This window comes from Alteribacillus bidgolensis (assembly GCF_002886255.1).
Classification (GTDB): Bacteria; Bacillota; Bacilli; order Bacillales; family Marinococcaceae; genus Alteribacillus; species Alteribacillus bidgolensis.
Genome location: NZ_KZ614149.1, coordinates 552,436 through 575,083, shown reverse-complemented (window position 1 = coordinate 575,083; position 22,648 = coordinate 552,436). Strand labels below are relative to the sequence as shown.

25 protein-coding genes and 1 riboswitch are annotated in these 22,648 nt (G+C 37.7%); of the genes, 3 read left to right on the top strand and 22 right to left on the bottom strand.

All coding sequences use genetic code 11. The features are described 5' to 3' along the window. The 15 genes from CEF16_RS03070 to CEF16_RS03000 form a co-directional block, all read right to left on the bottom strand. Complete coding sequence (locus CEF16_RS03070) at nucleotides 1-1,044, bottom strand: FecCD family ABC transporter permease (RefSeq protein WP_091579512.1); 1,044 nt, start codon at nucleotides 1,042-1,044, stop codon at nucleotides 1-3. Further along, the gene (locus CEF16_RS03065) at nucleotides 1,028-2,002 is read right to left on the bottom strand and encodes an ABC transporter substrate-binding protein (RefSeq protein WP_091579509.1); all 975 of its coding nucleotides are present in this window, start codon (nucleotides 2,000-2,002) and stop codon (nucleotides 1,028-1,030) included. The genes CEF16_RS03070 and CEF16_RS03065 overlap by 17 nt, the downstream gene beginning before the upstream one ends. A gap of 129 nt (nucleotides 2,003-2,131) precedes the next feature. Next, a riboswitch (cobalamin riboswitch) is annotated at nucleotides 2,132-2,319 on the bottom strand. Between the two features lie 58 nt (nucleotides 2,320-2,377). Beyond that, nucleotides 2,378-3,106, bottom strand: coding sequence for a class I SAM-dependent methyltransferase (locus tag CEF16_RS03060; RefSeq protein WP_091579508.1), 729 nt, complete (start codon nucleotides 3,104-3,106; stop codon nucleotides 2,378-2,380). Between the two features lie 29 nt (nucleotides 3,107-3,135). Then, nucleotides 3,136-4,923 carry an ATP-binding protein gene (locus CEF16_RS03055; RefSeq protein WP_091579505.1) on the bottom strand — a complete coding sequence of 596 codons (1,788 nt, stop codon included), beginning with the start codon at nucleotides 4,921-4,923 and terminating at the stop codon, nucleotides 3,136-3,138. After that, nucleotides 4,923-5,639 carry a response regulator transcription factor gene (locus CEF16_RS03050; protein ID WP_091579502.1) on the bottom strand — a complete coding sequence of 239 codons (717 nt, stop codon included), beginning with the start codon at nucleotides 5,637-5,639 and terminating at the stop codon, nucleotides 4,923-4,925. The genes CEF16_RS03055 and CEF16_RS03050 overlap by 1 nt, the downstream gene beginning before the upstream one ends. Before the next feature lie 87 nt (nucleotides 5,640-5,726). Next, entirely contained in the window at nucleotides 5,727-6,914 is a 1,188-nt protein-coding gene (gene ccsA / locus CEF16_RS03045; protein WP_091579499.1) for a cytochrome c biogenesis protein CcsA, read from the bottom strand. A gap of 23 nt (nucleotides 6,915-6,937) precedes the next feature. Then, nucleotides 6,938-8,563 carry a cytochrome c biogenesis protein ResB gene (gene resB / locus CEF16_RS03040; protein WP_091579496.1) on the bottom strand — a complete coding sequence of 542 codons (1,626 nt, stop codon included), beginning with the start codon at nucleotides 8,561-8,563 and terminating at the stop codon, nucleotides 6,938-6,940. A gap of 315 nt (nucleotides 8,564-8,878) precedes the next feature. Then, the gene (locus tag CEF16_RS03035) at nucleotides 8,879-9,601 is read right to left on the bottom strand and encodes a pseudouridine synthase (protein WP_091579494.1); all 723 of its coding nucleotides are present in this window, start codon (nucleotides 9,599-9,601) and stop codon (nucleotides 8,879-8,881) included. Nucleotides 9,602-9,808: 207 nt separating this feature from the next. Further along, nucleotides 9,809-10,342, bottom strand: a complete 534-nt coding sequence (locus CEF16_RS03030; RefSeq protein ID WP_091579491.1) for a spore maturation protein — start codon at nucleotides 10,340-10,342, stop codon at nucleotides 9,809-9,811. Then, on the bottom strand, nucleotides 10,339-10,938 hold the full coding sequence (locus CEF16_RS03025; RefSeq protein WP_091579488.1) for a nucleoside recognition domain-containing protein: 600 nt from the start codon (nucleotides 10,936-10,938) through the stop codon (nucleotides 10,339-10,341). The genes CEF16_RS03030 and CEF16_RS03025 overlap by 4 nt, the downstream gene beginning before the upstream one ends. Next, complete coding sequence (locus CEF16_RS03020; protein WP_091579485.1) at nucleotides 10,938-12,074, bottom strand: D-alanyl-D-alanine carboxypeptidase family protein; 1,137 nt, start codon at nucleotides 12,072-12,074, stop codon at nucleotides 10,938-10,940. Before CEF16_RS03020 ends, CEF16_RS03025 begins: the two co-directional genes overlap by 1 nt. A 188-nt stretch (nucleotides 12,075-12,262) precedes the next feature. Continuing rightward, nucleotides 12,263-12,613 (bottom strand): stage V sporulation protein AE, encoded by a 351-nt coding sequence (spoVAE, locus tag CEF16_RS03015; RefSeq protein WP_091579482.1) that lies wholly within the window; start codon nucleotides 12,611-12,613, stop codon nucleotides 12,263-12,265. 1 nt (nucleotide 12,614) lies between these two features. Beyond that, nucleotides 12,615-13,625: a stage V sporulation protein AD gene (gene spoVAD, locus CEF16_RS03010; protein WP_091579479.1), complete on the bottom strand. Its 1,011-nt coding sequence runs from the start codon at nucleotides 13,623-13,625 to the stop codon at nucleotides 12,615-12,617. Nucleotides 13,626-13,629: 4 nt separating this feature from the next. Then, nucleotides 13,630-14,100, bottom strand: coding sequence for a stage V sporulation protein AC (gene spoVAC, locus CEF16_RS03005; protein ID WP_091579476.1), 471 nt, complete (start codon nucleotides 14,098-14,100; stop codon nucleotides 13,630-13,632). A 12-nt stretch (nucleotides 14,101-14,112) separates the two neighbouring features. Continuing rightward, nucleotides 14,113-14,535, bottom strand: a complete 423-nt coding sequence (locus CEF16_RS03000; protein WP_091579473.1) for a hypothetical protein — start codon at nucleotides 14,533-14,535, stop codon at nucleotides 14,113-14,115. A 175-nt stretch (nucleotides 14,536-14,710) separates the two neighbouring features. Here CEF16_RS03000 and CEF16_RS02995 point away from each other — a divergent pair, with 175 nt between their 5' ends. Both CEF16_RS02995 and CEF16_RS02990 read left to right on the top strand, forming a co-directional pair. Beyond that, a complete protein-coding gene (locus tag CEF16_RS02995; RefSeq protein ID WP_091579471.1) occupies nucleotides 14,711-14,992 on the top strand; it encodes a hypothetical protein in 282 nt (93 codons plus the stop codon). 272 nt (nucleotides 14,993-15,264) lie between these two features. Then, on the top strand, nucleotides 15,265-15,957 hold the full coding sequence (locus tag CEF16_RS02990) for a DUF421 domain-containing protein (RefSeq protein ID WP_091579468.1): 693 nt from the start codon (nucleotides 15,265-15,267) through the stop codon (nucleotides 15,955-15,957). Nucleotides 15,958-16,101: 144 nt separating this feature from the next. Here CEF16_RS02990 and scpB read toward each other — a convergent pair whose 3' ends face one another. Beyond that, nucleotides 16,102-16,668 (bottom strand): SMC-Scp complex subunit ScpB, encoded by a 567-nt coding sequence (gene scpB, locus CEF16_RS02985; RefSeq protein WP_091579465.1) that lies wholly within the window; start codon nucleotides 16,666-16,668, stop codon nucleotides 16,102-16,104. After that, complete coding sequence (locus CEF16_RS02980) at nucleotides 16,668-17,426, bottom strand: segregation/condensation protein A (protein ID WP_091579463.1); 759 nt, start codon at nucleotides 17,424-17,426, stop codon at nucleotides 16,668-16,670. The genes scpB and CEF16_RS02980 overlap by 1 nt, the downstream gene beginning before the upstream one ends. A gap of 179 nt (nucleotides 17,427-17,605) precedes the next feature. Here CEF16_RS02980 and CEF16_RS02975 point away from each other — a divergent pair, with 179 nt between their 5' ends. After that, nucleotides 17,606-18,139, top strand: coding sequence for a DUF309 domain-containing protein (locus tag CEF16_RS02975; protein ID WP_091579460.1), 534 nt, complete (start codon nucleotides 17,606-17,608; stop codon nucleotides 18,137-18,139). A gap of 37 nt (nucleotides 18,140-18,176) precedes the next feature. On the opposite strand, the gene CEF16_RS02970 is transcribed toward CEF16_RS02975, so the two are convergent. The 5 genes from CEF16_RS02970 to ribD form a co-directional block, all read right to left on the bottom strand. Next, on the bottom strand, nucleotides 18,177-18,560 hold the full coding sequence (locus CEF16_RS02970) for a GNAT family N-acetyltransferase (protein WP_091579457.1): 384 nt from the start codon (nucleotides 18,558-18,560) through the stop codon (nucleotides 18,177-18,179). Between the two features lie 438 nt (nucleotides 18,561-18,998). Then, nucleotides 18,999-19,472 (bottom strand): 6,7-dimethyl-8-ribityllumazine synthase, encoded by a 474-nt coding sequence (gene ribH / locus CEF16_RS02965; RefSeq protein WP_091579454.1) that lies wholly within the window; start codon nucleotides 19,470-19,472, stop codon nucleotides 18,999-19,001. Between the two features lie 72 nt (nucleotides 19,473-19,544). After that, on the bottom strand, nucleotides 19,545-20,753 hold the full coding sequence (locus tag CEF16_RS02960) for a bifunctional 3,4-dihydroxy-2-butanone-4-phosphate synthase/GTP cyclohydrolase II (RefSeq protein WP_281259141.1): 1,209 nt from the start codon (nucleotides 20,751-20,753) through the stop codon (nucleotides 19,545-19,547). A 30-nt stretch (nucleotides 20,754-20,783) separates the two neighbouring features. Then, nucleotides 20,784-21,434 (bottom strand): riboflavin synthase, encoded by a 651-nt coding sequence (locus CEF16_RS02955; protein WP_091579452.1) that lies wholly within the window; start codon nucleotides 21,432-21,434, stop codon nucleotides 20,784-20,786. 5 nt (nucleotides 21,435-21,439) lie between these two features. Beyond that, nucleotides 21,440-22,531 carry a bifunctional diaminohydroxyphosphoribosylaminopyrimidine deaminase/5-amino-6-(5-phosphoribosylamino)uracil reductase RibD gene (gene ribD, locus CEF16_RS02950; protein WP_091579449.1) on the bottom strand — a complete coding sequence of 364 codons (1,092 nt, stop codon included), beginning with the start codon at nucleotides 22,529-22,531 and terminating at the stop codon, nucleotides 21,440-21,442. Nucleotides 22,532-22,648: the final 117 nt, after the last annotated feature.

Genomic DNA, 22,648 nt, shown 5'->3' with positions numbered 1-22,648 from the left:
TTATTTCATCCTTTTGAGTCGCTGCTGAAACAAAAGAATTCCGAATATTGGCGCCCCGATAATTGCCGTTATAACCCCAATAGGCAGTTCTTTCGGAGAAATTATAGTTCGGGCTGCTAAATCAGTTAAGACGAGAAACCCTCCCCCCGTAAAGATTGACATTGGCAAAAGCAGCCGATGGTCGGGGCCAAATAAAAGCCGAACCAGGTGAGGAATGACTAGTCCAACAAACCCAATTGTTCCAGACACAGAAACGGCTGCCCCGGTTAAAAGAGAAGCACCAGCTAGAATAGTCATTCTGCGTTTATCCGTATCTACGCCTAACGTTTTTGCCGTTTCTTCTCCAAACACTAACGCATTCAACTCTTTTCTATTTGCGAACAACAAACCTGCTCCTAATACAAAAAAAGGGACATTTAACCATATATAGTCCCAGCCTCTCATGGCTACACTGCCCATAAGCCAAGATATAATCTGCCTTAACTCATCCTCTGTTAAAGCAATTAAAAGCGAAATCAGTGATCCTAAAAATGAACTAACAATGATACCTGCTAATATAATGGTTTCTGTTGTTAATGATTTTTCTATAAAACGTACAAAACCCAATAAGAAAAACAAGGTTAGAAAACCAGTAAGTATACTGACTACAGGTAAAGTAAAGCTGCCTAAAAGCGGAATCGACAACCCTAAAAATAATACGAAAACAGCTCCTAAAGCAGCCCCTGACGATACACCAAGTGTATATGGATCTGCGAGAGGATTTTTTAACAAACCTTGAAATGCCGCTCCAGCTAAAGCTAGAGATGAGCCAACTAGAGCAGCTAATAATACGCGCGGCAGCCGTATATTCCATATAATCGTTGCATGTGTTTCGTTTATTGTGACAGGCATATCCAAATTCCATAGCGAACGCCATAAAACTTCCGCACTCGTTAGAAAAGGAATCGATAAACTGCCCGCTGAAATACCAATGCTAATACAAACGAAAAGAAATACTGCCCCGATTAAATAACAAAGGATCGCTTTACTAGTTTGAGAATTCATCTGGATATACCAGCTCAGCTAATTGTTCAGTACCTTCAGTCAGCCGCGGACCAGGACGACTTACAGTATCATTGTCTATATCATGAATATCATCGTTTTCAATAGCAGGCACCTGTTCCCATCCAGCTCTTTCTTTGATTTCAGCTGATGGATCATCTACATAATGTCCGTACGTGGTTATAATAACCTCTGGATTAAGCGCAACTGCCTCTTCTTCACTATATTGAATCCAGCCTTCTTCCTCTCCAGCTGCGTTTTCTGCATTAATCGTTTCGAGCATTTCATTTATAAAAGTTCCTTGTCCCGTAGTAAAGATTTCAGGAGGCGGCTGTATTTCTACCCAAACCGTTTTGCGCTCATCCTCCGTTATACTTTCTGCCTGTTCTTCAATTTCTATGATATCCTCTTTCATATCTGAAATAATCGTTTCTGCTTCTTCTTCTGTTCCGGTAGCTTGTGCAATCATTTCGATGGAACCATACGCATCTTCAAATGAAGAAGCGTCATTTACGATTAATACATCAATACCAGCTTCTTCTATCTGCTTTAAGCCTTCTTCTGAACCATGAGCCGAAGAAGCGTGAGCTAAAACGAGGTCCGGCTCTAAAGAAAGAAGAGTTTCCACATCAAAATCCATATCTCCGACACTTTGCTTTTCTGTTGCTTCTTCTGGGTAATTGCAATAATCTGTTACCCCAACGATTTCATCACCTAGCCCTAGTGCGAATGCTATTTCTGTATTACTTGGAACAAGACTAACGATACGCTCAGGCTTTTCATCAATACTTACTTCTTCACCTCTGCCATCTGTTACCTCGATCGGAAATTCTCCAGCTGATTGCTCTTCTTGTTCATTTTCTTCGTTCATATCAGAAGAAGAACTTTCTTCACTCGTCCCGCAAGCTGACAAAAATAAAATACTAAAAGAAGTAAAAATGAATCCTATCCACCTTTTCATAATATTTCCCCCTTGTATATATGTAATTGGATACTAAAAAAACTCCCCTTCGAAGAGGAGAGCGGAATGTTCTTGATGTTACTGTAACCAGCACAGATCAGTCATTCGGCCGCACCTTTTCCTCGAAGGTTCATCACCGTGCTAAAGGCAGGTCTCCTGACTTACGCGAAAATGTTCGCCTTCCCGTCCATCTTTTAGACAGTGGCATAAAGAACAAATTCAAATGTGCGATTACAGTGGCGGGACCGTGCCGGATTTACACCGGGCTTCCCTTTTAACATACATTTTCATGTATGACCTTTAGCATACGTTTATTTTATTTTACAGTCTTTTTTAATTATACATAAAAAAACTTCATATGAAATATATTTTTAATTAATTTTTTTGACATATGAAAATTTGTCTAGGTGAATTCTCACTATGATAAGAAGAAGCATCATAATCTCCAAACAGGTGCAAAACGTTAAAATCGTTTCTTTCAAGCATTTTTTTTAAAGCCGCCTGTTCGTATAACTTAACACTTTCCTGATATTCTCTTTTTGTGTCGTCTTCTTTTATTGTAATTCGCTTAAAAACAAACTCTGGTGAGATTTCACGTTCTTGGATAACGTGCAGACCATCTTTCATGGATTCATCTTTTGGAACGAGTGTATTTTTAACATAAGCAGGGTTTAAATAATCGAAACAAAACCAGCCCCCGCTTTTCAATGCTTCTGCTGCTCGAGTAAATACAAGTTCATTTTCTGCATCATCCGAAAAATATCCAAAACTCGTAAACAAGTTAAAGGCAGCGTCAAACTCCTGCAGCAAAGGCACATCCCTAATATCTGCTCTCTGATAATGAACGGGAAGGCCTGAGGTTAAATCGATGGCTTTTTTTAATAGAGCTGGTGACAAATCTATACCGGTTACATGCAGCCCTTTTCTTGCCAGCCACCTTGCATGTCTGCCGTTTCCGCAGCATAAATCTATCGCTTTCATCCCTCTTTCAAGCGGTAGATATTTCATAATATGAGTTAGTTCATTTGCTGCTTTTTCTTCGTCTCTATGGTCATAAATACGCAGGTAATCTTCTTGAAAATGTTCTTCAAACCATGATTTCATAGAGTTTCCTCCAAATGTTAAAGCATTTCTTATTCCTTATCTTTTTCTCTTGGAATATAAAAATGAAATGTCGTCCCTTCATGCAGCTTACTGTGAACAGTTATTTCACCGCTATGAGCTTCGACAATATTTTTAGCGATAGCAAGCCCTAACCCCGTGCCGCCTTTTCCTCTCGTTCTTGCTTTATCTGCTTTATAAAAACGCTCAAATACATACGGCAAGTCTTCTTCTGGTATTCCTGAACCACTATCTTTTATTTCTACTGTAATTCCGTTAGCGGAATTATTAATCATCATCTTCACATAGCCGTGAACACTGGTATGGCGTATAGCGTTATGAATAAGGTTTGTCATCACTTGTTCCACACGGTCTGGGTCTATATATGCTTGTTCAAATTCATTACATTGCATTAATTTCAATTCTACCTCTGCCTCTTTAGCTAAACCTTGGAATTTTTTATGAATTCTTTCGCTGAATGATGGTATATGAATCCACTGTTTTTCTAGTTGTATATGACCTGCCTCCATGCGTGCCAGGTCTAGAAGTTCATTAACCAACCTGCCCATTCTCATAGACTCATCATAAATAATACGGCCGATTTCTTTTTTATCTTCTTCACTAGCAGCAATATCATCGATAATTGCCTCGCTGTAGCCTTGGAGCATAGAAATCGGGGTGCGCAGCTCATGTGAAACGTTAGCTATGAAATCTTTACGAAGTTTATCATGCTGCCTTTCTTCTGTCATATCCCGTATGACCGCCACAATACCTCGTACAAATTGTTTATCATAGAGCGGTGTCATTAGTACAACGTAACTTCGGCCTTGTACGTCCATTTCTATCATTTGTTCTTGTTCTAACGCCACAACCCTTTGAAACAATTTTTTAACTTCTTTTGGAAGCAGCTCTTTTTCATTGTTTAATTCATGATAGTGTTCATATTGATATGACTGTAAAAAACGGTCTGCCGGCGGATTAGTCACTACTATTGTCCCTTTTCTGTCCATTGTAATAACTCCGTCAGCCATACTGCTTAGAATTCTGCTCAATTGTTCTTTTTCTTGATTTAAAGCAGTTATATTTTGGTTTAATTCCCGCCTCATTTTATTAAAGGCGTTACCTAATTGACCGATTTCATCATTTGTTAAAATCGGAACTTTTGTTTCAAAATTTCCTTTTGCTACTTCTAACGCAAGTTCGCGCATTTTACGAAGAGGTGCAGTAATTCTAGTAGAAAGAAAAAAAGCAAATACTGTCGTTAAAATAATGGCTATTCCAGCAGATAATAAAATAATTTGTTTTGTTTCTCCGGTTGTATCTTCAATAATAGACAGCGATTGATAAAGATATAATGACCCTGCTTCTCCGTCTGTTGTTTCAAACGGCATCCCTACCACAAAAATCTCATTATGAATTTCTTCTCCATTTTCATATACAGGAAAATCACCATGAGTTATAACTGATTCGTCAGCACTATCAAGAGATAACCTTTCGTCTTCTTTAAACAAGGATAGCGGCAGATGAATTTTTGTTTCCGGATTGGAAGATTCCCATTCCTCTCCATTTTGAAAAACAACTACAGTCGTATCATACGAATCTGCAATTTTTTCCACTGTATTAAGCGCTTCAGACGGATTGTCATACTCTTCTAATACAGAAACGATAACATTTGCATGATTCGTCAATTGTTCTTCTGCTTCTGTAATATGAAACCTTTCAAAAAATTGCAGCAGCAAGACGGTTAGTATTAAAAGAACAACAAGAACTAATAGTAATATCGTGATCCATAGTTTACCAACGACGCTTCTCCAAAGCATTACTCGTTCACTGCCTCAAATTTATAGCCAACTCCCCATACTGTTGAAATCATATCAGCAGCTTCTTGTGATACTTTACTTAACTTTTCTCTCAATCGCTTGATATGAGTATCTACGGTTCTCAAATCTCCAAAGAAATCATAGTTCCAGACATCTTTTAGCAGCTGCTCTCTCGAAAATACTTTATCAGGAGCTTGGGCAAGATATAACAGTAATTCATATTCTTTTGGTGTCAAACTAATGATTTCATTGTTAGCTGTTACTCTATGAGCATCGTTATCTATTGTTAAATGAGGAAATACCAGGACATCCTTTGCCTGTGTTTCTGTTTGAAGAAACTTTGTAGATGAAGAGCGTCTAAGAAGAGCCTTCACCCGTAGTATGACTTCTCTTGGACTAAAGGGTTTTACAATATAATCATCCGTGCCGACTTCAAATCCTTGAACCCTGTTTGATTCTTCGCCCTTTGCTGTAAGCATAATAATTGGTGTAGCTTTTGACTTTCTTAACTCTTGACAAACCTCTATCCCATCTATACCAGGCATCATTAAATCGAGTAATATGACGTCATAATCTTTATTCATTGCTAAATCAAGTGCTTCTTCCCCGTTTTCTGCTTCTTCTACAGTATAATCTTCTCTTTCAAGATACATTTTTAATAATCTGCGAATACGTTCTTCATCATCTACGACTAGTACTTTTGCTTCATCTGCCATTTTTCAATCCCCCTGATGTTCGTTTTTTAAACTTACAAAACAGCTGTCCCATGCATTACTTTCCAGGAACAGCTATTCCAATATTCATCAAGCATAGGAATGCAAACCAGCTATGACGAGGTTAACAAATATTAAGTTAAACATTATAATAACAAACCCTATTACACAAAGCCAGGCGGATCGTTCGCCGTGCCACCCTTGAGATAATCGAAGGTGTAAATAAGCAGCATAAAAAAGAAAAGTAATTAATGCCCAAACTTCCTTCGGGTCCCAGCCCCAAAACCTTGTCCATGCAATTTGTGCCCAAATCATTGCAAAAATTAAACCGCCAAGTGCAAAAACTGGAAACCCTATAGCAATAGCTCGATAGCTTACTTCATCTACCGTGTCTGGATTTATTCCTTTTAACAACGGCTGAATTTTGCCACCAACTGGTTTTCGAAATAATAATCGTAACAATAAATACAAAATGAGTCCTGCCCCCAAAGACCAAATAACAGCGTTCGCATCATCACTTCTGAGCCAAGCAGGCATAGAAATCAGCGGCTCCATGGCACCGGAGGTAAGGATTTCCCCTTCATTTGGTCCTAAAAGAGGAGGAAGATTATACGTCATTTCTGCTTCATTTCCTGTTTCATTTACATATTTAAATTCAGCTTGATACTGAAACATCGAAAAAATATATCGTACAAACACAAAACCAATAATGCTTATTAAGCTGTACATAATAAATTCAAGCCAAAATACTTTTTTGTCCCGTTTTGTAAAATCCAATGTACGAACTAAGTAAATAAGGCCGGCCGCAAAACCAATAGACAAAATCCCCTGTCCTAAGGCTGTTGTGGTGACATGGATTTTCAACCAATTACTCTGCAAAGCCGGAATGAGCGGCTCCACTTCAGAGGGAAAGACAGAGGCAAAGGCAATAATCAGCATGACAATCGGCATGGTAAACATACCTAGTACATTGGTTTTGTATATGGCGTATAAAATAATAAAAGCTAAACTGAGTGCAATTCCTAAGAAAGTTGTATATTCAAACATATTACTAACTGGTGCATGACCGGATGCAATCCACCTTGTCACAAAATAGCCAAGCGCAAATATAAAACCAATGATTGTAACGATAAACCCAAATGGGCCCCAGCGGTTTCCTGTCATCTCTCCTTGTTGGTCACGCCATTTTCTTCCCGTTACTGAAACAGTAAAGCAAATAGTAGCGAGTAAATACATAAAAAACGTTATTAATAAGAAATTTCCACTGATTGCTTCCATTCCCGTCATCCCTTCCCTTGTGATTACCTTTCCTTTTTAGCCTTTTTTGATTGGTCTTCCGGGATTATTAACTCTGTTTCTTCTGCCAATGTTCGAAAGTCTTTTTTTAAGGATTCCCAGTGTTTATTTGCATGACCAGCCATCCAAATTTCCCGGTCTTTGCGTTTAAGCCAAATTCGTCTGTGAGACCAATACGAGCCTTGAATTAAGCCTATCATAAAAATAACTCCTCCTGTAATGATGAACGGAAGCGTTAAGTCTTTTCGGACTGTTAATGCTGTTACATTTTTTGTGTCCACATCGGCAAAGCTCATTTCATAGTCATTTTCTCCGAACACATCTTCATTTCGCTGTATTCCTACAAAGCTGTATTCTCCATCAGGATGTTCAGGGGAAAACATCTGAAATATAAAGGCTGGATTATCAGGTATACTTGAAACGGTAGATGGTTCCCCATCATCATTAAATTCGAAATTTGGGAAATAAGAATCAATCACTACTTTGTAGCCATCTCCAAGTTCATATTCATCCTGAGGATCAAATAGGTCAATTTCTATTGTTCCTATACTCTCCCCTGTTTCTCGATTATCAAGAGTAAAAGACATCGTGTTTAATTCATTCAGCTTATAGTCCATTTGATAAAGCGCAAAGTTATTAAACCGAAGCGGGTGGTTCACTCGTATTTCATCTTTTTTAACTTCCTCTAATTCAGGCTCCACCCCAACTGTCCCCGTTTTTTCTCTCTCATAAAGTACAGCATTAGTTTGGTAGTTCTGAATGGTCGGCCCGCCTGCTCTTTCCATTGCAGGACCAAAGGTTTCATCATCCTCATCATAAAGCTCAATAAAAAACTGTTCGTTTTCTATATAAAATTCTCCATCCGTGCCGGGTATTACTTCTGTCTCTCCTTCTCTCACCCACACGATATCATCTACATACATTCCAGGGAAAAATCGCAGCATTGCACCTGATAAGAAAATAATAAGACCAAGGTGATTAACATACGGTCCCCACCTGGAGAACCTTCCCTTTTCTGCTAGTAAATTTCCATTTTCTTCTCGAACTTTAAATTTTCTCTTTTCCAGTAACGTTTTTGCTTTTACCAACGTTTCGTCTGCTTGTTCAACCTTGCTTCTGCCAAACAAACGCTGCCTTTTCAAAAAGGCGTCATTCCGCGTTACTCGTTGATTTTTCAGAGCACGGTAAAGAGGTACTACTCTGTCGATACTAGCTATTATTAGAGAAATACCTAGAGAAGCAATTAACGCCATATACCACCAGGATCCATATAAGTTATGAAAACCTAGAGTGTAATAAATTTGCCCAGCGATACCATACTCATCTTGGTAGTGTTCAGCCGGGTTTACACTATTTGGTATGTACATTTCCTGCGGAAAAATAGTACCTATCGAAGAAGCAATTAATGTTAATACAATAATCCATATACCTACTTTAACTGAAGAAAAGAAGTTCCAAATTTTATCTACAATCGATTTGTTGTATGTCTGCGACCTTCTGGCTGCTCCTTCATATCGCATGTCCACTAAAGGAGCTTTAATATCTTTATCTTGCAAAGGTTTTCCGCAATACTGGCATAAATTTGTCCCATACGGGTTTGCATGGCCGCAATCACATTTCACTTCGTTCATAAGAACACCTCGACAAGAAAAACAAGAGCCTTGATGAATAAAATAATGCTCCTAAGTTTCTATTATTCCGTCAAAGCCTACCGCAGCAACGGAGCTGTTCACCCTCATATCGAGCCGGGAGTGAAGACGCCGTATTTATTAGACATCAACGCATTAGTTTTTCTTTTTATAATTAAGCGTGGCTTTTCACCAAGTTCTTATGGCAAAAAACGTAGAGTGGTTAACGGGCGCCGTATACTCTACTTTTATTAAAAATCACTCACCATTTATTATAACGCTGTAATATCGGTTATTATAGACTAGTTTTTATGAAACTTATGTGACAGCACTATCCTTTAACCTTTTTACTTCTACCGGTTTTAAAATACGTTTTTCCCCCGGTTGCAGGTTTCCCAATGTTAAATATCCATACTGTTCTCGTTTTAACTTCTTTACAGGATGACCAACAGCATCAAACATTTTTCTCACCTGCTGATTTCTTCCTTCATGAATAGTAAGCTCTACAATGGATGAATTCGTTTTTCTGTTTGCTGATTTTATTCTTACTTTAGCAGGAGCTGTTTTCTTCCCATCGATTTTCACACCGCTTTTCAATTGATTCAATGCTTCTTTGTTTGGTTTACCTTCGACTTTTGCGATGTAGGTTTTGTTTATTTTGTTTTTAGGGTGCATCATTAAATTAGCAAAGTCTCCATCATTAGTAAGCAGCAGAAGGCCTGATGTATCATAGTCGAGCCGGCCGACTGGGAAAATACGCTGCTCTACTTCCTCAAAAAAATCTGTAACTACTTTTCTTCCTTTGTCATCCTTGACTGCTGAGATTACTTGTTTAGGCTTATAAAATAAATAGTACACCGGCTCCTCTTTATCAACTGGGACTCCATCTACTTCTACAGTATCTTTATGGGGAGAAACTTTTGTACCCAATTCTCGGACTGTTTTTCCGTTTACTTTTACTCTGCCTTCTTCTATTAATTTTTCTGCTTTCCGTCTGGATGTAACTCCAGCATTCGCAATTACTTTTTGAATTCGTTCCAATGCTTTTCACCTCATTGTCCATCATAACCATCCAAATCTGTTTTCACAAGCGTTTTAACAAACCGAGCGCAGGATTGAAAAAATATTTTTATTATGAAAAATTTGAAAAACTCAGCTTACCGCCGAGTCCTTTTGACGGAGCCGTCGTTTTACTTATGCTTTGCTCCTTAAAAAAAAATAATCACTCCCAAAAAATATAGGAAGTGATTATGACCCAAATACAATGGTTACAATGATGATAGAAGCAGCTACACCAGCTGCATCTGCCAAGAAACCCACTTTTAATGCGTCTCCCATATATTTAATACCTGCTGCCCCAAAATAAACAGTTAGAACATATAAAGTAGTATCCGTACTGCCCTGCATAGTCGATGCTAACCTGCCAATAAATGAATCCGGTCCGTGCTCAGCTAGAAGATCACTCATCATTCCAAGAGCACCTGCTCCTGATATTGGACGAATAAATGCCAATGGGACAATATCAGCCGGTACACCAATAAAGATTAAGAATGGTTTTATTGAACCGAGCAAAAGCTCCATAGCCCCAGAAGCTCTGAAAACAGAAATGGCAACCATCATACCTACCAAGTATGGAATTAAAGAAATGGCTAATTGAAACCCGTCTTTTCCACCTTCTACGAAAGAATCATAAGCAGGAATTTTTTTCACAGCTGCGTGAATCAATACGGTAAGCAGTAACAAAGGAAGTATCCATAATGAAACCGTGCTAATCCAACTCATGAATATCCTTTCCTTTTTCGTAATCTTCTGAAATAGAAATACCTGTCAATGCATAGGGCAGCTGCAGTAGAACAAGCTGTTGCAAAAATGGTCGTCCCTACAATTTCAGCAGGACTTGCAGAACCATAATTCATTCTAATAGCAATTACGGTGGTTGGTATTAATGTTAAGCTTGCTGTATTTAAAGCCATTAATGTGATCATCGGACGGCTTGCTTCATCTTTTCCGCCGTTTAACTTCTTTAATTCTTTTATAGCTTTTATTCCCATCGGAGTAGCAGCATTTCCGAGTCCCATCAGATTTGCGGTGATATTTGACATAATATATCCCATCGCTGGATGGCGAGCCGGTACATCAGGGAATAACCGTACAGCAACCGGGCGCAGCAGTTTCGTAAAAATATCCATAAGGCCGCTTTTTCTAGCAATATTCATAATACCAAGCCAAAAAACCATAATACTAATTAATCCAAAACAAAGAGTAACCGCTTCTTCTGCTCCTGAAAAAATCGCCTCTGATACGTCTTCCATTCGGCCGTTGAACATGGCTGTAATTATTCCAGCTGTCAGCATAAAAATCCAAATGGCATGGACCATCAACCTGTCCCTCCTGTTAACGTCCGAATAAAATCTCCCACCTTATGAAAAAAACCTTCTTTTTTCGCTTGTTCTTTTTCATACATAAGCGGCATGCTGTGAATAAGTGTGTCATCTATATACCACTCTATTTTCCCAGCTGTTGTTACATCCTGACGGTTATGAAAAAAATTATCATTCAACGTTATTTTCTGTTTTAGTTTTTCTTGTTCTCCTTCCATTAACGGATAATAAACAGAATAAGGTATAAAAAATGTCCCCTCTTTTATGTCTTTCACATTCATTTTTTCTCTTTTTTCTCCTAGCTCTTCTTTTTGGAAGGTGGAAAATCCCCATTCAAACATTGAGATATGATCATTCCAATCGGAAGGAGCATCTAAAGTAACAGCAATTAATGACATATCATCTTTCTGAGCTGTTGAAACAAGCGTCCGCCCAGCTGCTTTCGTATATCCTGTCTTCCCGCCTGTACTATGTTCATACAATGAAGTTAATAATTTATTTTTATTCGTCCAGATTCTATCCCACGCTTCCCCTTCTTGTGGAGCTTTATAACGCTCTGTTTGGGAAATTTCTCTAAATTGTTCATTTTTCATGGCGTACTGCATGAGTAATGCCATATCATAAGCTGTCGAGTAATGATTGTCACCATCATCTAAGCCGTGTGGATTGGTAAACTGTGTATTTTCCATTCCAATTTGTTCTGCTTTCTCATTCATCATATATATAAAACCGTCTAGACTGCCACCTACGTGTTCGGCAATAGCGACTGCTGCATCGTTCCCAGAACGAAGCATTAATCCATATGTTAAATCTTTTAATTTAATGTTTTCTCCTGGTTCTAAAAACAAAGAGGAACCTTCAACACCAGCTGCTTTAGAGCTGACTTTTACTGTTTTTTCAAAATCACTCGATTCTATGGCTAAAATGGAAGTCATAATTTTTGTGATACTTGCTATTTTTCGGATTTCGTGTTCTTTTTTTCCATACAAAACCCGGCCGCTGTCTTGTTCGAGCAAAACAGCTGTCCGCCCGGATACACTAACTGCATCTTCATTTTCAGCATTTAGTTTATAAGGAGGCATGCTTGCTGCTAGTACAATCGTTATTACAAACAGTATGAAGAAATTTTTCATTTGCCACCCCGTCTTCCTTGTACAATTTACCTTGTCCATCAAATAACTTTGTTTAGATTGTATGTTTAAATCATTGGAATATGCTCTCTCTTAAAGAAAAAGCATAAGAAACGTCGAATGGGTCACCAAAAATAACCCAGAAAAAAGCGCCTTCAATTGTTAAAAACAGAAGACGCGAAATCTTTGCCTTACCCTTTTGGTTTAAAACAAAGAGCAGCCAAAAATGAAAAAATGATAGCAGCTGAGATACCAGCACTAGTGACTTCAAAAATTCCAGTAATAACTCCAATAATGCCATGCTGTTCAGCTTCGGCCATAGCACCATGAACTAGTGAGTTGCCAAAACTAGTAATTGGTACCGTTGCACCAGCTCCTGCAAAATCAATTAATGGTTCGTATAACCCTATACCATCTAGAATGGCTCCACCAACCACTAAAGCGCTCAAGGTATGACCAGGGGGAAGCTTTACGACATCCATTAAGAGCTGGCCAATAACACAAATTATTCCTCCAACGATAAACGCCCAGAAAAACATCATGTTAATTCTGTCCCCTTTCAATAGAAACAGCATGCGCAATACATGGAATCGATTCTTTTTGCTGATATGAAAGAGGGCTTAATAAAGCTCCCGTCGCTACCACTAACATTTTATTTATCTCCTTATCTTTCATACGGTTAAGTAAATGTCCATAAACAACAGCTGCAGAGCATCCTGACCCGCTAGCTCCTGCCTGTATATTTTGATCTTCGTTATAAATCAACAACCCGCAATCAATACACTGGTCATCTGTTACCATTACTCCTTTTTGCTGCAGCAATTCTTTCATTAAAGGTAAGCCAACGCTTCCTAAATCACCGGTTACTATATAGTCGTAATAGGAAGGATCTCTGTTTAAATCAGTGCAATGCGCTTCAATCGTATCAGCTGCTGCTGGTGCCATAGCTCCTCCCATATTAAAGGGATCAGTCAAACCCATATCTATTACTTTTCCAATCGTAGCAGATGTTACTTTCGGTCCTGTCCCAGTTTTACCAACTACTGCCGCTCCGGAAGCTGTTACTGTCCATTGAGAAGTAGGCGGTTTTTGCGCCCCGTATTCGGTAGGATAACGAAATTGCTTTTCTACTGCTGCATTATGGCTCGCAGAACCTGTTAATATATAGTCTGCGCCGCCTTTGTCTACAATAAAGCTTCCTAAAGCAAGCCCTTCCATTGATGTAGAGCACGCACCAAATAAACCTATATAAGGTATAGCGAGAGATCGGCATGCAAAACTGGTTGCCGTTATTTGGTTTATTAAGTCTCCAGCAAACACAAATTGCATATCTTCTGGTTTCTTATTAATTTTTGATAAAGAAGCATAAGCTGCTTCTTCCATTAATTTCGTTTGGGCTTTTTCAAATGAATCTTCGGACATCCAAATATCAGAAAAAAGGTGATCAAAATCTCTTCCTAAATTACCCTCCGCTTCAAATGGACCACCTGCTGTCCCGGTTGATAAAATGACCGGTGAATTATCAAATGTCCAAGATTGGCTTCCTTGCAGCATTTTTTTATCCTCCTATCTGTGTCCAAATTGTTTTAATAAGAGCAATAACAAACGCTGCCGTTGTACCAAACACAATAACAGGGCCAGCTAATTTGAACATATTGGACCCGATTCCAAAAACTGGTCCTTCTGTCCTGTGCTCGATAGCTGCACTAGCCATTGCATTGGCAAAACCGGTAACGGGCACAGCTGATCCTGCACCAGCAAACTGTGCAAATTTATCGTATACGCCAAAACCTGTAAGTAATACTGCAATTAAAATTAATACTGCTATCGTTGGATTACCTGCAGTTTGCTCGTTAAAATCAAAGTTGTACAAAAAGAAATTTTGTATCGCCTGTCCCGCTATACATATTAATCCTCCAATAAAAAATGCTTTAATACAGTTGGCTACTACCGGCCGTTTAGGTTCATCTTTAGAAGCAAATTTTTGATACGTTGTTTTTACATCTTCTTCTTGTTTTTGCTGGCTCATAACAACCACCTGTTATCCTTTCATGAATTCTTCAATTTTAGTTAAACGCTGCTCTCTTTCTTTTTTCTTCATCTTTTTAACCGACATATCTTTATTTAAATTTTGCAGCTCTAGCATTGCTTTTTTATCTGTAGAAAAATGTATATTATAATCAGGCCATCGATTCGATAATCGGTCATAACCTTTTTTTCTTACTGATTCAAGTTGAAATCTGTCCATTTGTTTCACTTCTGCTGCGGCATATAACTTTTTACCGCTTGTTATGGCAACAGCTGTTGTTATTGGTTCTAATTCTTCTAATAACTCTTCTGCTTCATGCGTTTCTTTATTAATAACACGTGTGGGCTCAGGAGATGCATTTTCTTGACAACCTGCAGCGTATACCAAAAAAATACTTGTCAATAATATTACTTTTAATCCCGAACTTTTCTGCATTCTTTTCTTCCCTCCCTCAAAGCCTGCCTTTATAGTATGAAATAGGGTAACCTTTTTTATTTACATCTTTATTTGTCAATTTTTGGTTTTTACTTGAAAGGTATGGTGCTTAATATAAAAGACATTGTCTTACAGGATTTGCTAGCTCTATTTATAGGATGTAAACTTCACCATTTTGTTATTTATATTATTTCATGTAAGAAAAATAGCAAAACTCAAAGACCATTTAGAAAAACAACTGCAAGTTTTATATAACAACAAAGAAGTTCAGCATAATAATGAGCTAAAAGAAGAAATTCGCCATCATCTTCATATGCATGCGCTGCAAATCAGAGATGTCGTTTACAAACAAACAAAATCTCCCATCCAAGAGCGATCGAAGAAACTCCTGGAATGGTTTCATACAATGTTGAAATCATTTATAAAACGTTTGCTGCAGAAAAAGCAAAAGGGATAGAAGAATTTTTTGATTACTACAATGAATACGTCGAAGTATTTTGGAAAACTTCTAAGAAATAAAAAAAGTTTTTGAGCAAATTCAAATAATGACTTTAATGAAAAAGAACAGATCGCTGCAGCCTCGATGCAGCTATTAAATAAACTTGATCGTCATCTCGCCTTTTTCCTTTGATGCAAGGCGGGATATTTTATTATCACTATTATTAGAAGGGTAATATTTATGGAAAAGTCCATACTAAAAAAAGCATAACTGACAACAGGAGGACAGCTATGCAATCTACTAATTTTTTACATTTAACTTTTGAATTAATCATTGGTTTTTTTGCTTTGCTTTTAATCACGAAAATACTTGGGAAAACGCAGATTAACCAGTTAAGGCCTTTTGATTTCATTTCTGCCCTTGTCCTTGGTGAGTTAGTCGGTAATGCCATATATGATCAAGAAATTGGTCTCCATTACGTCCTCTATGCCATAGTGTTATGGACATTGCTTATTGGTACCATTGAAACAATTACACAAAAACAAAAAAAGACGAGGAGTCTGCTTGAAGGTAAACCTTCTATAGTTATTAGGGAAGGAAAACTTGATTATGAGGCATTGAAAAAAAATAAACTCGATTTAAATCAACTTCAGCATTTATTGAGAGATAGGGAAGTATTCAGTCTGCAAGACGTTCACTACGCTATATTAGAAGCAAATGGCACAGTTAGTGTACTTAAAACGTCCGAGGCTTCCACCCCTACAAACGGGCAGTGGATGACCGACCCCCCTCCACAGCCTGAATTACCATTAGCGTTGATTTTAGACGGGGAATGGATAGAGGATAATATTATAGAAACAAGCGTGTCCAAAGAACAAATCCTTCAGCATATTTACGCAAGAAATATTCCTGACATAAATCGAATACTCTACGCCGAATGGAATGGATCATTTCCTTTATTCATTCAAACATATGATTCGTAATGGAAATCCGTTCGTTATGATAATACAAGTCATATCTGAACGATTCAAATTCATACTACTAAAATTCATGGTTCGCAAGCCCACAAAAAATCGCCTTCTGTTTATTTTTATAATCAGCTAAGGCGATTTCATTGACGAAAAAAGCTATTTTAAAGAATCAAAAAACAGGTCAGCTTCCTCGGTTACATCATGCTCTTCTACATCGTCTAATGTCGGCAGCTCATCTAATGAGGAAAGATCAAAATACTCTAGAAATCGACCCGTTGTTTTATAAAGTTTTGGGCGGCCGAGGCTTTGCGCTCTTCCAGAATCAGTTATTAATACTTTATTTATTAATGTTTGAATGGCTTTTTCCGATTTCACACCACGTATATCATCAATTTCTGTTCTTGTTATGGGTTGATTGTACGCTATAATTGCAAGTGTTTCCAAGGAGGCTTGGGACAATTTCCCTCTTTCTGGAACAGATGCTAAAGCTTCAATAAATGGAGCTGTTTTTTCATTTGTTACAAGCTGATACTTATTCCCATTTATTTTGACCTCTAATCCTAGCATATTTTTCTTAATTCTTTCTTTACAAACAGATAATTGTTTCTCTGCTTCTTGTTCTGAGATAGCTAATGTCCTTGCTGCTTCTTCTAGTTTTAAACCTTCATCTCCACAAACATATAAAAGGCCTTCTATTACGGCTTGCATTTCTAATTCTTCCATTAATAAGCCGCCTCCTCTATATATTCCACCTTGATATCTTCAAAATTAGCTGCTTGTATACATGTTACCTTCTTATGTTTCATCAGCTCTAATACAGCTAAAAAAGTAACAACAATATGAGGCTTTTCACGAGTCAAAAACAAATCATAAAATTTTATTTCTCCCTGTTTTTTTTCCAAAATATGTACAATATCATCCATTTTTTCTTCAATTGAAATTTCTTCCGCTTTAACAGTAGTCATTTGAGAAGAAGATACTCGAATTCTTTTTTTCAGTTTTTGATAAGCTTTAAGCATATCAAATAAAGTTAAATCTTCCGGTAATGTACTCTCACTTTCCGAAGAATCATCGTTTTCTTGATGATGTACTGTAGGAGCTTTAGCATAATAAGAGCTTGCTGTTTTTTCTTTTTCTTTTAAGTGATGAGCAGCTTCTTTATATTTCTTATACTTCACTAACCTGCTTAATAGTTCTTCTCTCGGATCTTCTTCTATGTCAACTAGGTCTTCTTCTTTATATTCTGTGTCTTGTGGCAGAAGCATTTTGCTTTTAATTTCTAACAATGTTGCTGCCATAACTAAATATTCACTAGCAACATCAAGTTCAAGTTCCTGCATAGTCTGTACATATTGACAATATTGTTCCGTAATTACAGCCGCCGGTATATTATAAATATCAACTTCTGCTTGATGAATTAAATGCAATAAAAGGTCTAGTGGTCCCTCGAAGCTGTCGATTTTAACATTGTAACGCTTCATTTATAACCCCCGCAGTTTAAACGATAATCGTTATGTATTGATTCTAGAAAAAATTATACCATATACACTGTTGAAATTATGTTAACTATTTTTTATTAATATTAGATATCACGTTGTCCAGTATGTTACACTAGGAAATGTTATGCACAGTAAACCGGTATGGAAAGAAGGTACGGACCATGTATCCTGAAGCATACATTCAATATTTAGTACAATTTCATGGTTATAGAGATTTTTTTGAATGTCACGAAATTCTTGAAGAACATTGGAAAGAAAAAGAGACTCGAAATCGCGACAAATACTGGGTAGGTTTAATTCAAGTGGCAGTCGGCCTTTATCACCATAGAAGAGAAAATTGGCGAGGAGCCCGAAAAACATTTCAAAATGCCCGCAGCATTATACAAGAAAATAAAACTTCTCTTCAACAGTTAGGTCTTGATACAAGTCAATTTATTCAATTAATTGATGAAAGAATTTCTGATCTTTTACTCCATAAGGTTTATACTGATATGAACCTTCCTATTACGGATACAGCATTAATTGAACAATGCAGACAGGAATGTGAAGCGAATCAAGTAACATGGTTAGCTGACAGCGACCTCGATGATCCGTATATTGTCCACCGTCACATTTTACGAGACCGGACAAGTGTGACAAAGGAACGGCTTCACCAAAAATTATTAAGAGAGCAAAAAAAGCTGTCCCGGAGTTAAATACCGGAACAGCTTTTCTGTTATGACAAGCCTGCTCTTACCCGCTCACTTCACCTGTTTGTTTATTTTTTTCATTATCTTCTATACATGCTCCTAGAAACTCTACGGTTTCGTCACAGCCAATAAGATCTCCATCTAATCTTTCTTTCATTGTTAACACCATTTTTCTGCCAATTCCTTCGTCTCGATAAGATGGATTAACACATAGGTGTTGTAATCTCGCTGTATTGTCTTCATAAAAATAAAGACCAAGTACACCGATAATATCATCAGCTTCTTTCCACAAATATAACTGCCATTGTTCGTTTTCTTCATAATTTCTTATTGTTTCCTGTAATTTCTTAACGTCCTTTTCTTCAGGCATATAAGAGAGCAATCCCATGGCAATTTTTTTATAGGCTGATTTGAATTTAATAAACATACTGATCATCCCTTATTCTTGAGAGAAGTTTATTGCCAAACAAAAATTTCTAATTGCTTTTCTCTCATTATACTTCAAATTATACTTATGAAAAGAGGTGGCGGAGCAATAACATATTTCTTTGTACTTTTTTATCATCGCCAACCATATCAATATTTTATACAAATTTCTTTGTAAATTTCGCCCATTTTTATAATATTTATTTTCATAAAGTGTAAAAAGCTTATACTTTCCCGCATGACATAGAAGAAACATGACAGATTAAACCGTCATGTTCTTTTATTTCACTGTTCAATAGTTATAAATATTATTGGTAAACAGCAGAAGTAAAACTACAACGTTCTAAGTACAGAACACACACGAATGCCGCCGTTCCACAGGACGTGGCATTTTCTTTTACAAGGCGGCAAGTCGAGTTTTTAATGTGTCATTATTAGTTTACTCTTTTTTTATGTTTTTATCAAGATTCGCCATTTCAATTGCTGCTAAAGCCGCTTCAGCACCTTTATTCCCTGCTTTCGTACCCGCTCTTTCTATAGCTTGTTCAATGGTATTCGTCGTTAATACACCAAAAATGACTGGTAATCCTTTTTCTAACGATAAGTTTCCTACTCCTTTTGCTACTTCCCCGCAAACATAATCAAAGTGTGGTGTCGAACCTTTAATGACTGTTCCTAACGTAATAATTGCATCATATTTTCCGGTTTCAGCCATTTTTTTTGCAGCATATGGAATTTCAAACGCTCCAGGTACCCATGCTACATCAATATCAGTTTCTTCCAATCCGTGGCGTTTTAACGCGTCTTCAGCCCCGCTTAGAAGTTTACTCGTAATAAATTCATTAAATCTTCCGGCTGCAATGCCTATTTTTAAACCGGTTCCTACTAGGGTTCCTTCATAAATATTTGCCATTGTTAAACTCCTTTACTTTTTAAATAGGTACTATCATTCTACAATGTTTTTCAAGCAAATCTGTACATTAACTTAAAAATGAAGCATATGGCCTAATTTAGTATACTTTGTTCGTAAATACCTTTCATTTTCCTTATTATAAGGAAGCTGTAAAGCTACTCGTTCGACAACTTCAAGACCATATCCTTTTAGTCCGGTAATTTTTCTTGGATTATTCGTAAGAAGCTTCATTTTAGAAACGCCAAGATCTCTTAAAACTTGAGCTCCTATACCATAATCCCGTAAGTCCGGTTTAAACCCCAGTTTTTCATTAGCTTCTACTGTATCATACCCTTCTTCTTGAAGCTGATAGGCTTTCATTTTATTAATGAGGCCAATTCCGCGTCCTTCTTGTCTCATATATAATAATATGCCGGTTCCCTCTTTTTCAATCTGCTGCAATGCTGCTTGAAGCTGAGGTCCGCAGTCACAGCGGTGGGAACCAAATACGTCTCCAGTCAAGCATTCTGAATGCACACGAACAAGTGTCGGTTCATTCGGGCGAAGCTGTCCTTTCACAAGAGCAATACTTTCTTTATCATCTACAACAGATGTATATCCAATCGCTTTAAAGTCGCCAAAGTCAGTAGGGAGTTTAATTTCTGCTTCTCGTTTTACAAGTTTATCCTTTTTATGTCTGTATTGAATGAGATCCTTTATAGTTACCATTTTTAAATCATGCTTATCAGCAATTATTTTTAAATCTGGTACTCTTGCCATTTCTCCATTATCTTTAATAATTTCACAAATAACGCCTGCTGGTTCAGAGCCAGCTAATCTAGCTAGATCAATAGCTGCTTCTGTGTGGCCTGCTCTTCGAAGGACTCCGCCATTTTTGGCTACTAATGGGAAGACGTGACCCGGCCGTTTGAAATTATAGCTTTTACTCTCCGGATGAAGCAATGCTTTAATCGTATCTGCCCGTTCATGAGCAGAAATTCCTGTCGTCGTAGAATTGTGGTCTACACTCACTGTAAAGGCAGTCCCATGGGGGTCTGTATTATGATCGACCATCGGAACAAGCTCTAATTCCTGAGCTCTTTTTTCCAAAATAGGAGTACAAACAAGTCCACGCCCATGCGTAATCATAAAATTTATTGTTTCTGGTGTCACTTTTTCAGCAAGAGCAACAAAGTCACCTTCATTTTCACGATCTTCATCATCACACACAATTACTACTTTACCTTGCATCAAATCATATATTGCTTCTTCGATTGGGTCAAACACGTGGTCCTCTGCCATTTTTACATCCCTTCTTTCCCCTAATGTTTATTACATAAAACCATTATCTTTTAATGTTTCCTCCGTTATGTTTTCAGCTGTTTTTTGACGGGTATTTAACAGTTTTTCAGTATATTTCATCAGCATATCTGCTTCAATATTTACAGGGTCCCCGATCTTTTTTTCATTTAAAATCGTTTCTTGCCACGTATGGGGAATAATGGAAATAGTTAAAATGTTGTTTTCATCATCAGCTCCAAATACAGTCAGGCTTATTCCATCCACTGCGACTGATCCTTTCACCATGACATATGTCATAATCTGTCTAGGAAGCTCAATATCAATATAATAAGCATTTTCGTATGGAGTGATGGAACGGATAGTACCTGTGGTGTCAACATGCCCTGTAACAAAATGTCCTCCAAATCTGCCATCAAAAGACATTGCCCGTTCGAGATTTACTTTAGCTCCTTCTGAGAGCACCTTTAAACTGGTGGCTTTTATTGTTTCAGGCATAACATCCACGGTGAAATAATTTGATTGGAATGAAGTAACCGTTAAACAAACGCCGTTAACTGAAATACTGTCACCAAGACGTATACCATCCATAATAGTGTTAGCCTCAATTGTTAAAATCATAGCCTCATCGGTTTCCTCGATTTTTTTTACAGCGGCTTTCTCTTCTATAATCCCTGTAAACAATTCAGTCACTCCTTACTTCTTTTGGGAACAGCTACCATTTTAATGTCTGACTCTAGCTGTTCTAATGAAACTACATCTAGTTCAGGCACTTGTGCCATTGAAGAAAATCCTGTTCCTCCTATCACGGTAGGAGCATCAGCACCTCCGATTAATTTAGGTGCAATATAACAGACAATTTCTTGGAAAGCTTTTGCTTCTAAAAAGCTTCCGTGAACTGCTGCGCCGCCTTCTACGTAAACAGATTGAATCTTTCGCTTCCCCAAAACTTGCAGTACTTCACCCGCCTCAATTTTTGAAGAAATCGAGATTACCTCAGCTCCCGCTTTCTCCAAGCGATTTATTTTGGTGCTGTCTGCTTCTTTTGAACAAAAAATCCAAACGGGAGCTTGCTTATCAGTCAGCAATTTCGCTGTAAGAGGTGTTCTTAATTGGTGGTCGAGTATTATTCGTACAGGATGTATACCGCCAGTAGAAGTTCTTACTGTAAGGGACGGATTATCTTTTAATACCGTACCGATACCAACTAATATAGCGTCATGTTCATGACGTAAAATGTGTCCGTCTTCACGTGCACGAGGACCTGTAATCCACTGGCTTTCTCCTGTATGTGTTGCTGTCTTTCCATCTATTGAAGCTGCTGATTTTAAGGTTACGTATGGGAGTCCTGTCCGAATATAATGAAAAAAATGCCGGTTCAGCCAATCTGCTTCTTCTTTTTTCACCCCCACTGTCACTTCTATTCCTGCTTTTTTTAATTTTCGAACACCATTTCCTGATACTTGAGGATTTGGATCTAGTGTTGCCACCACAGCACGTTTTACTTTTTTATCTATTATTAAATCAGCACATGGGGGTGTTTTTCCAAAATGGCTGCATGGCTCAAGAGTAACATAAATGGTTGCGCCTTCTGCATCACTGCCTGCCATATTCAGTGCAAGGACTTCTGCATGTTCTGTCCCAGCTTTTAAATGTGCACCCATACCGGCAACTCTTCCATTTTTTACAACGATAGCTCCAACTACAGGATTAGGGGACGTCTGTCCTTTTGTAGAATGGGCCATTTGTAAAGCCAGCTTCATATATTCTATATCTGTCATTCTTTGAACGCCCCCATTTCTTAGAGTGTTAATTGATAAGTATTGAATGAGGCCTTACTTGTTTGGCTAACTCATCCATGCATAATAAAAAACCCTCAAGAACACAAGGATTCTTCA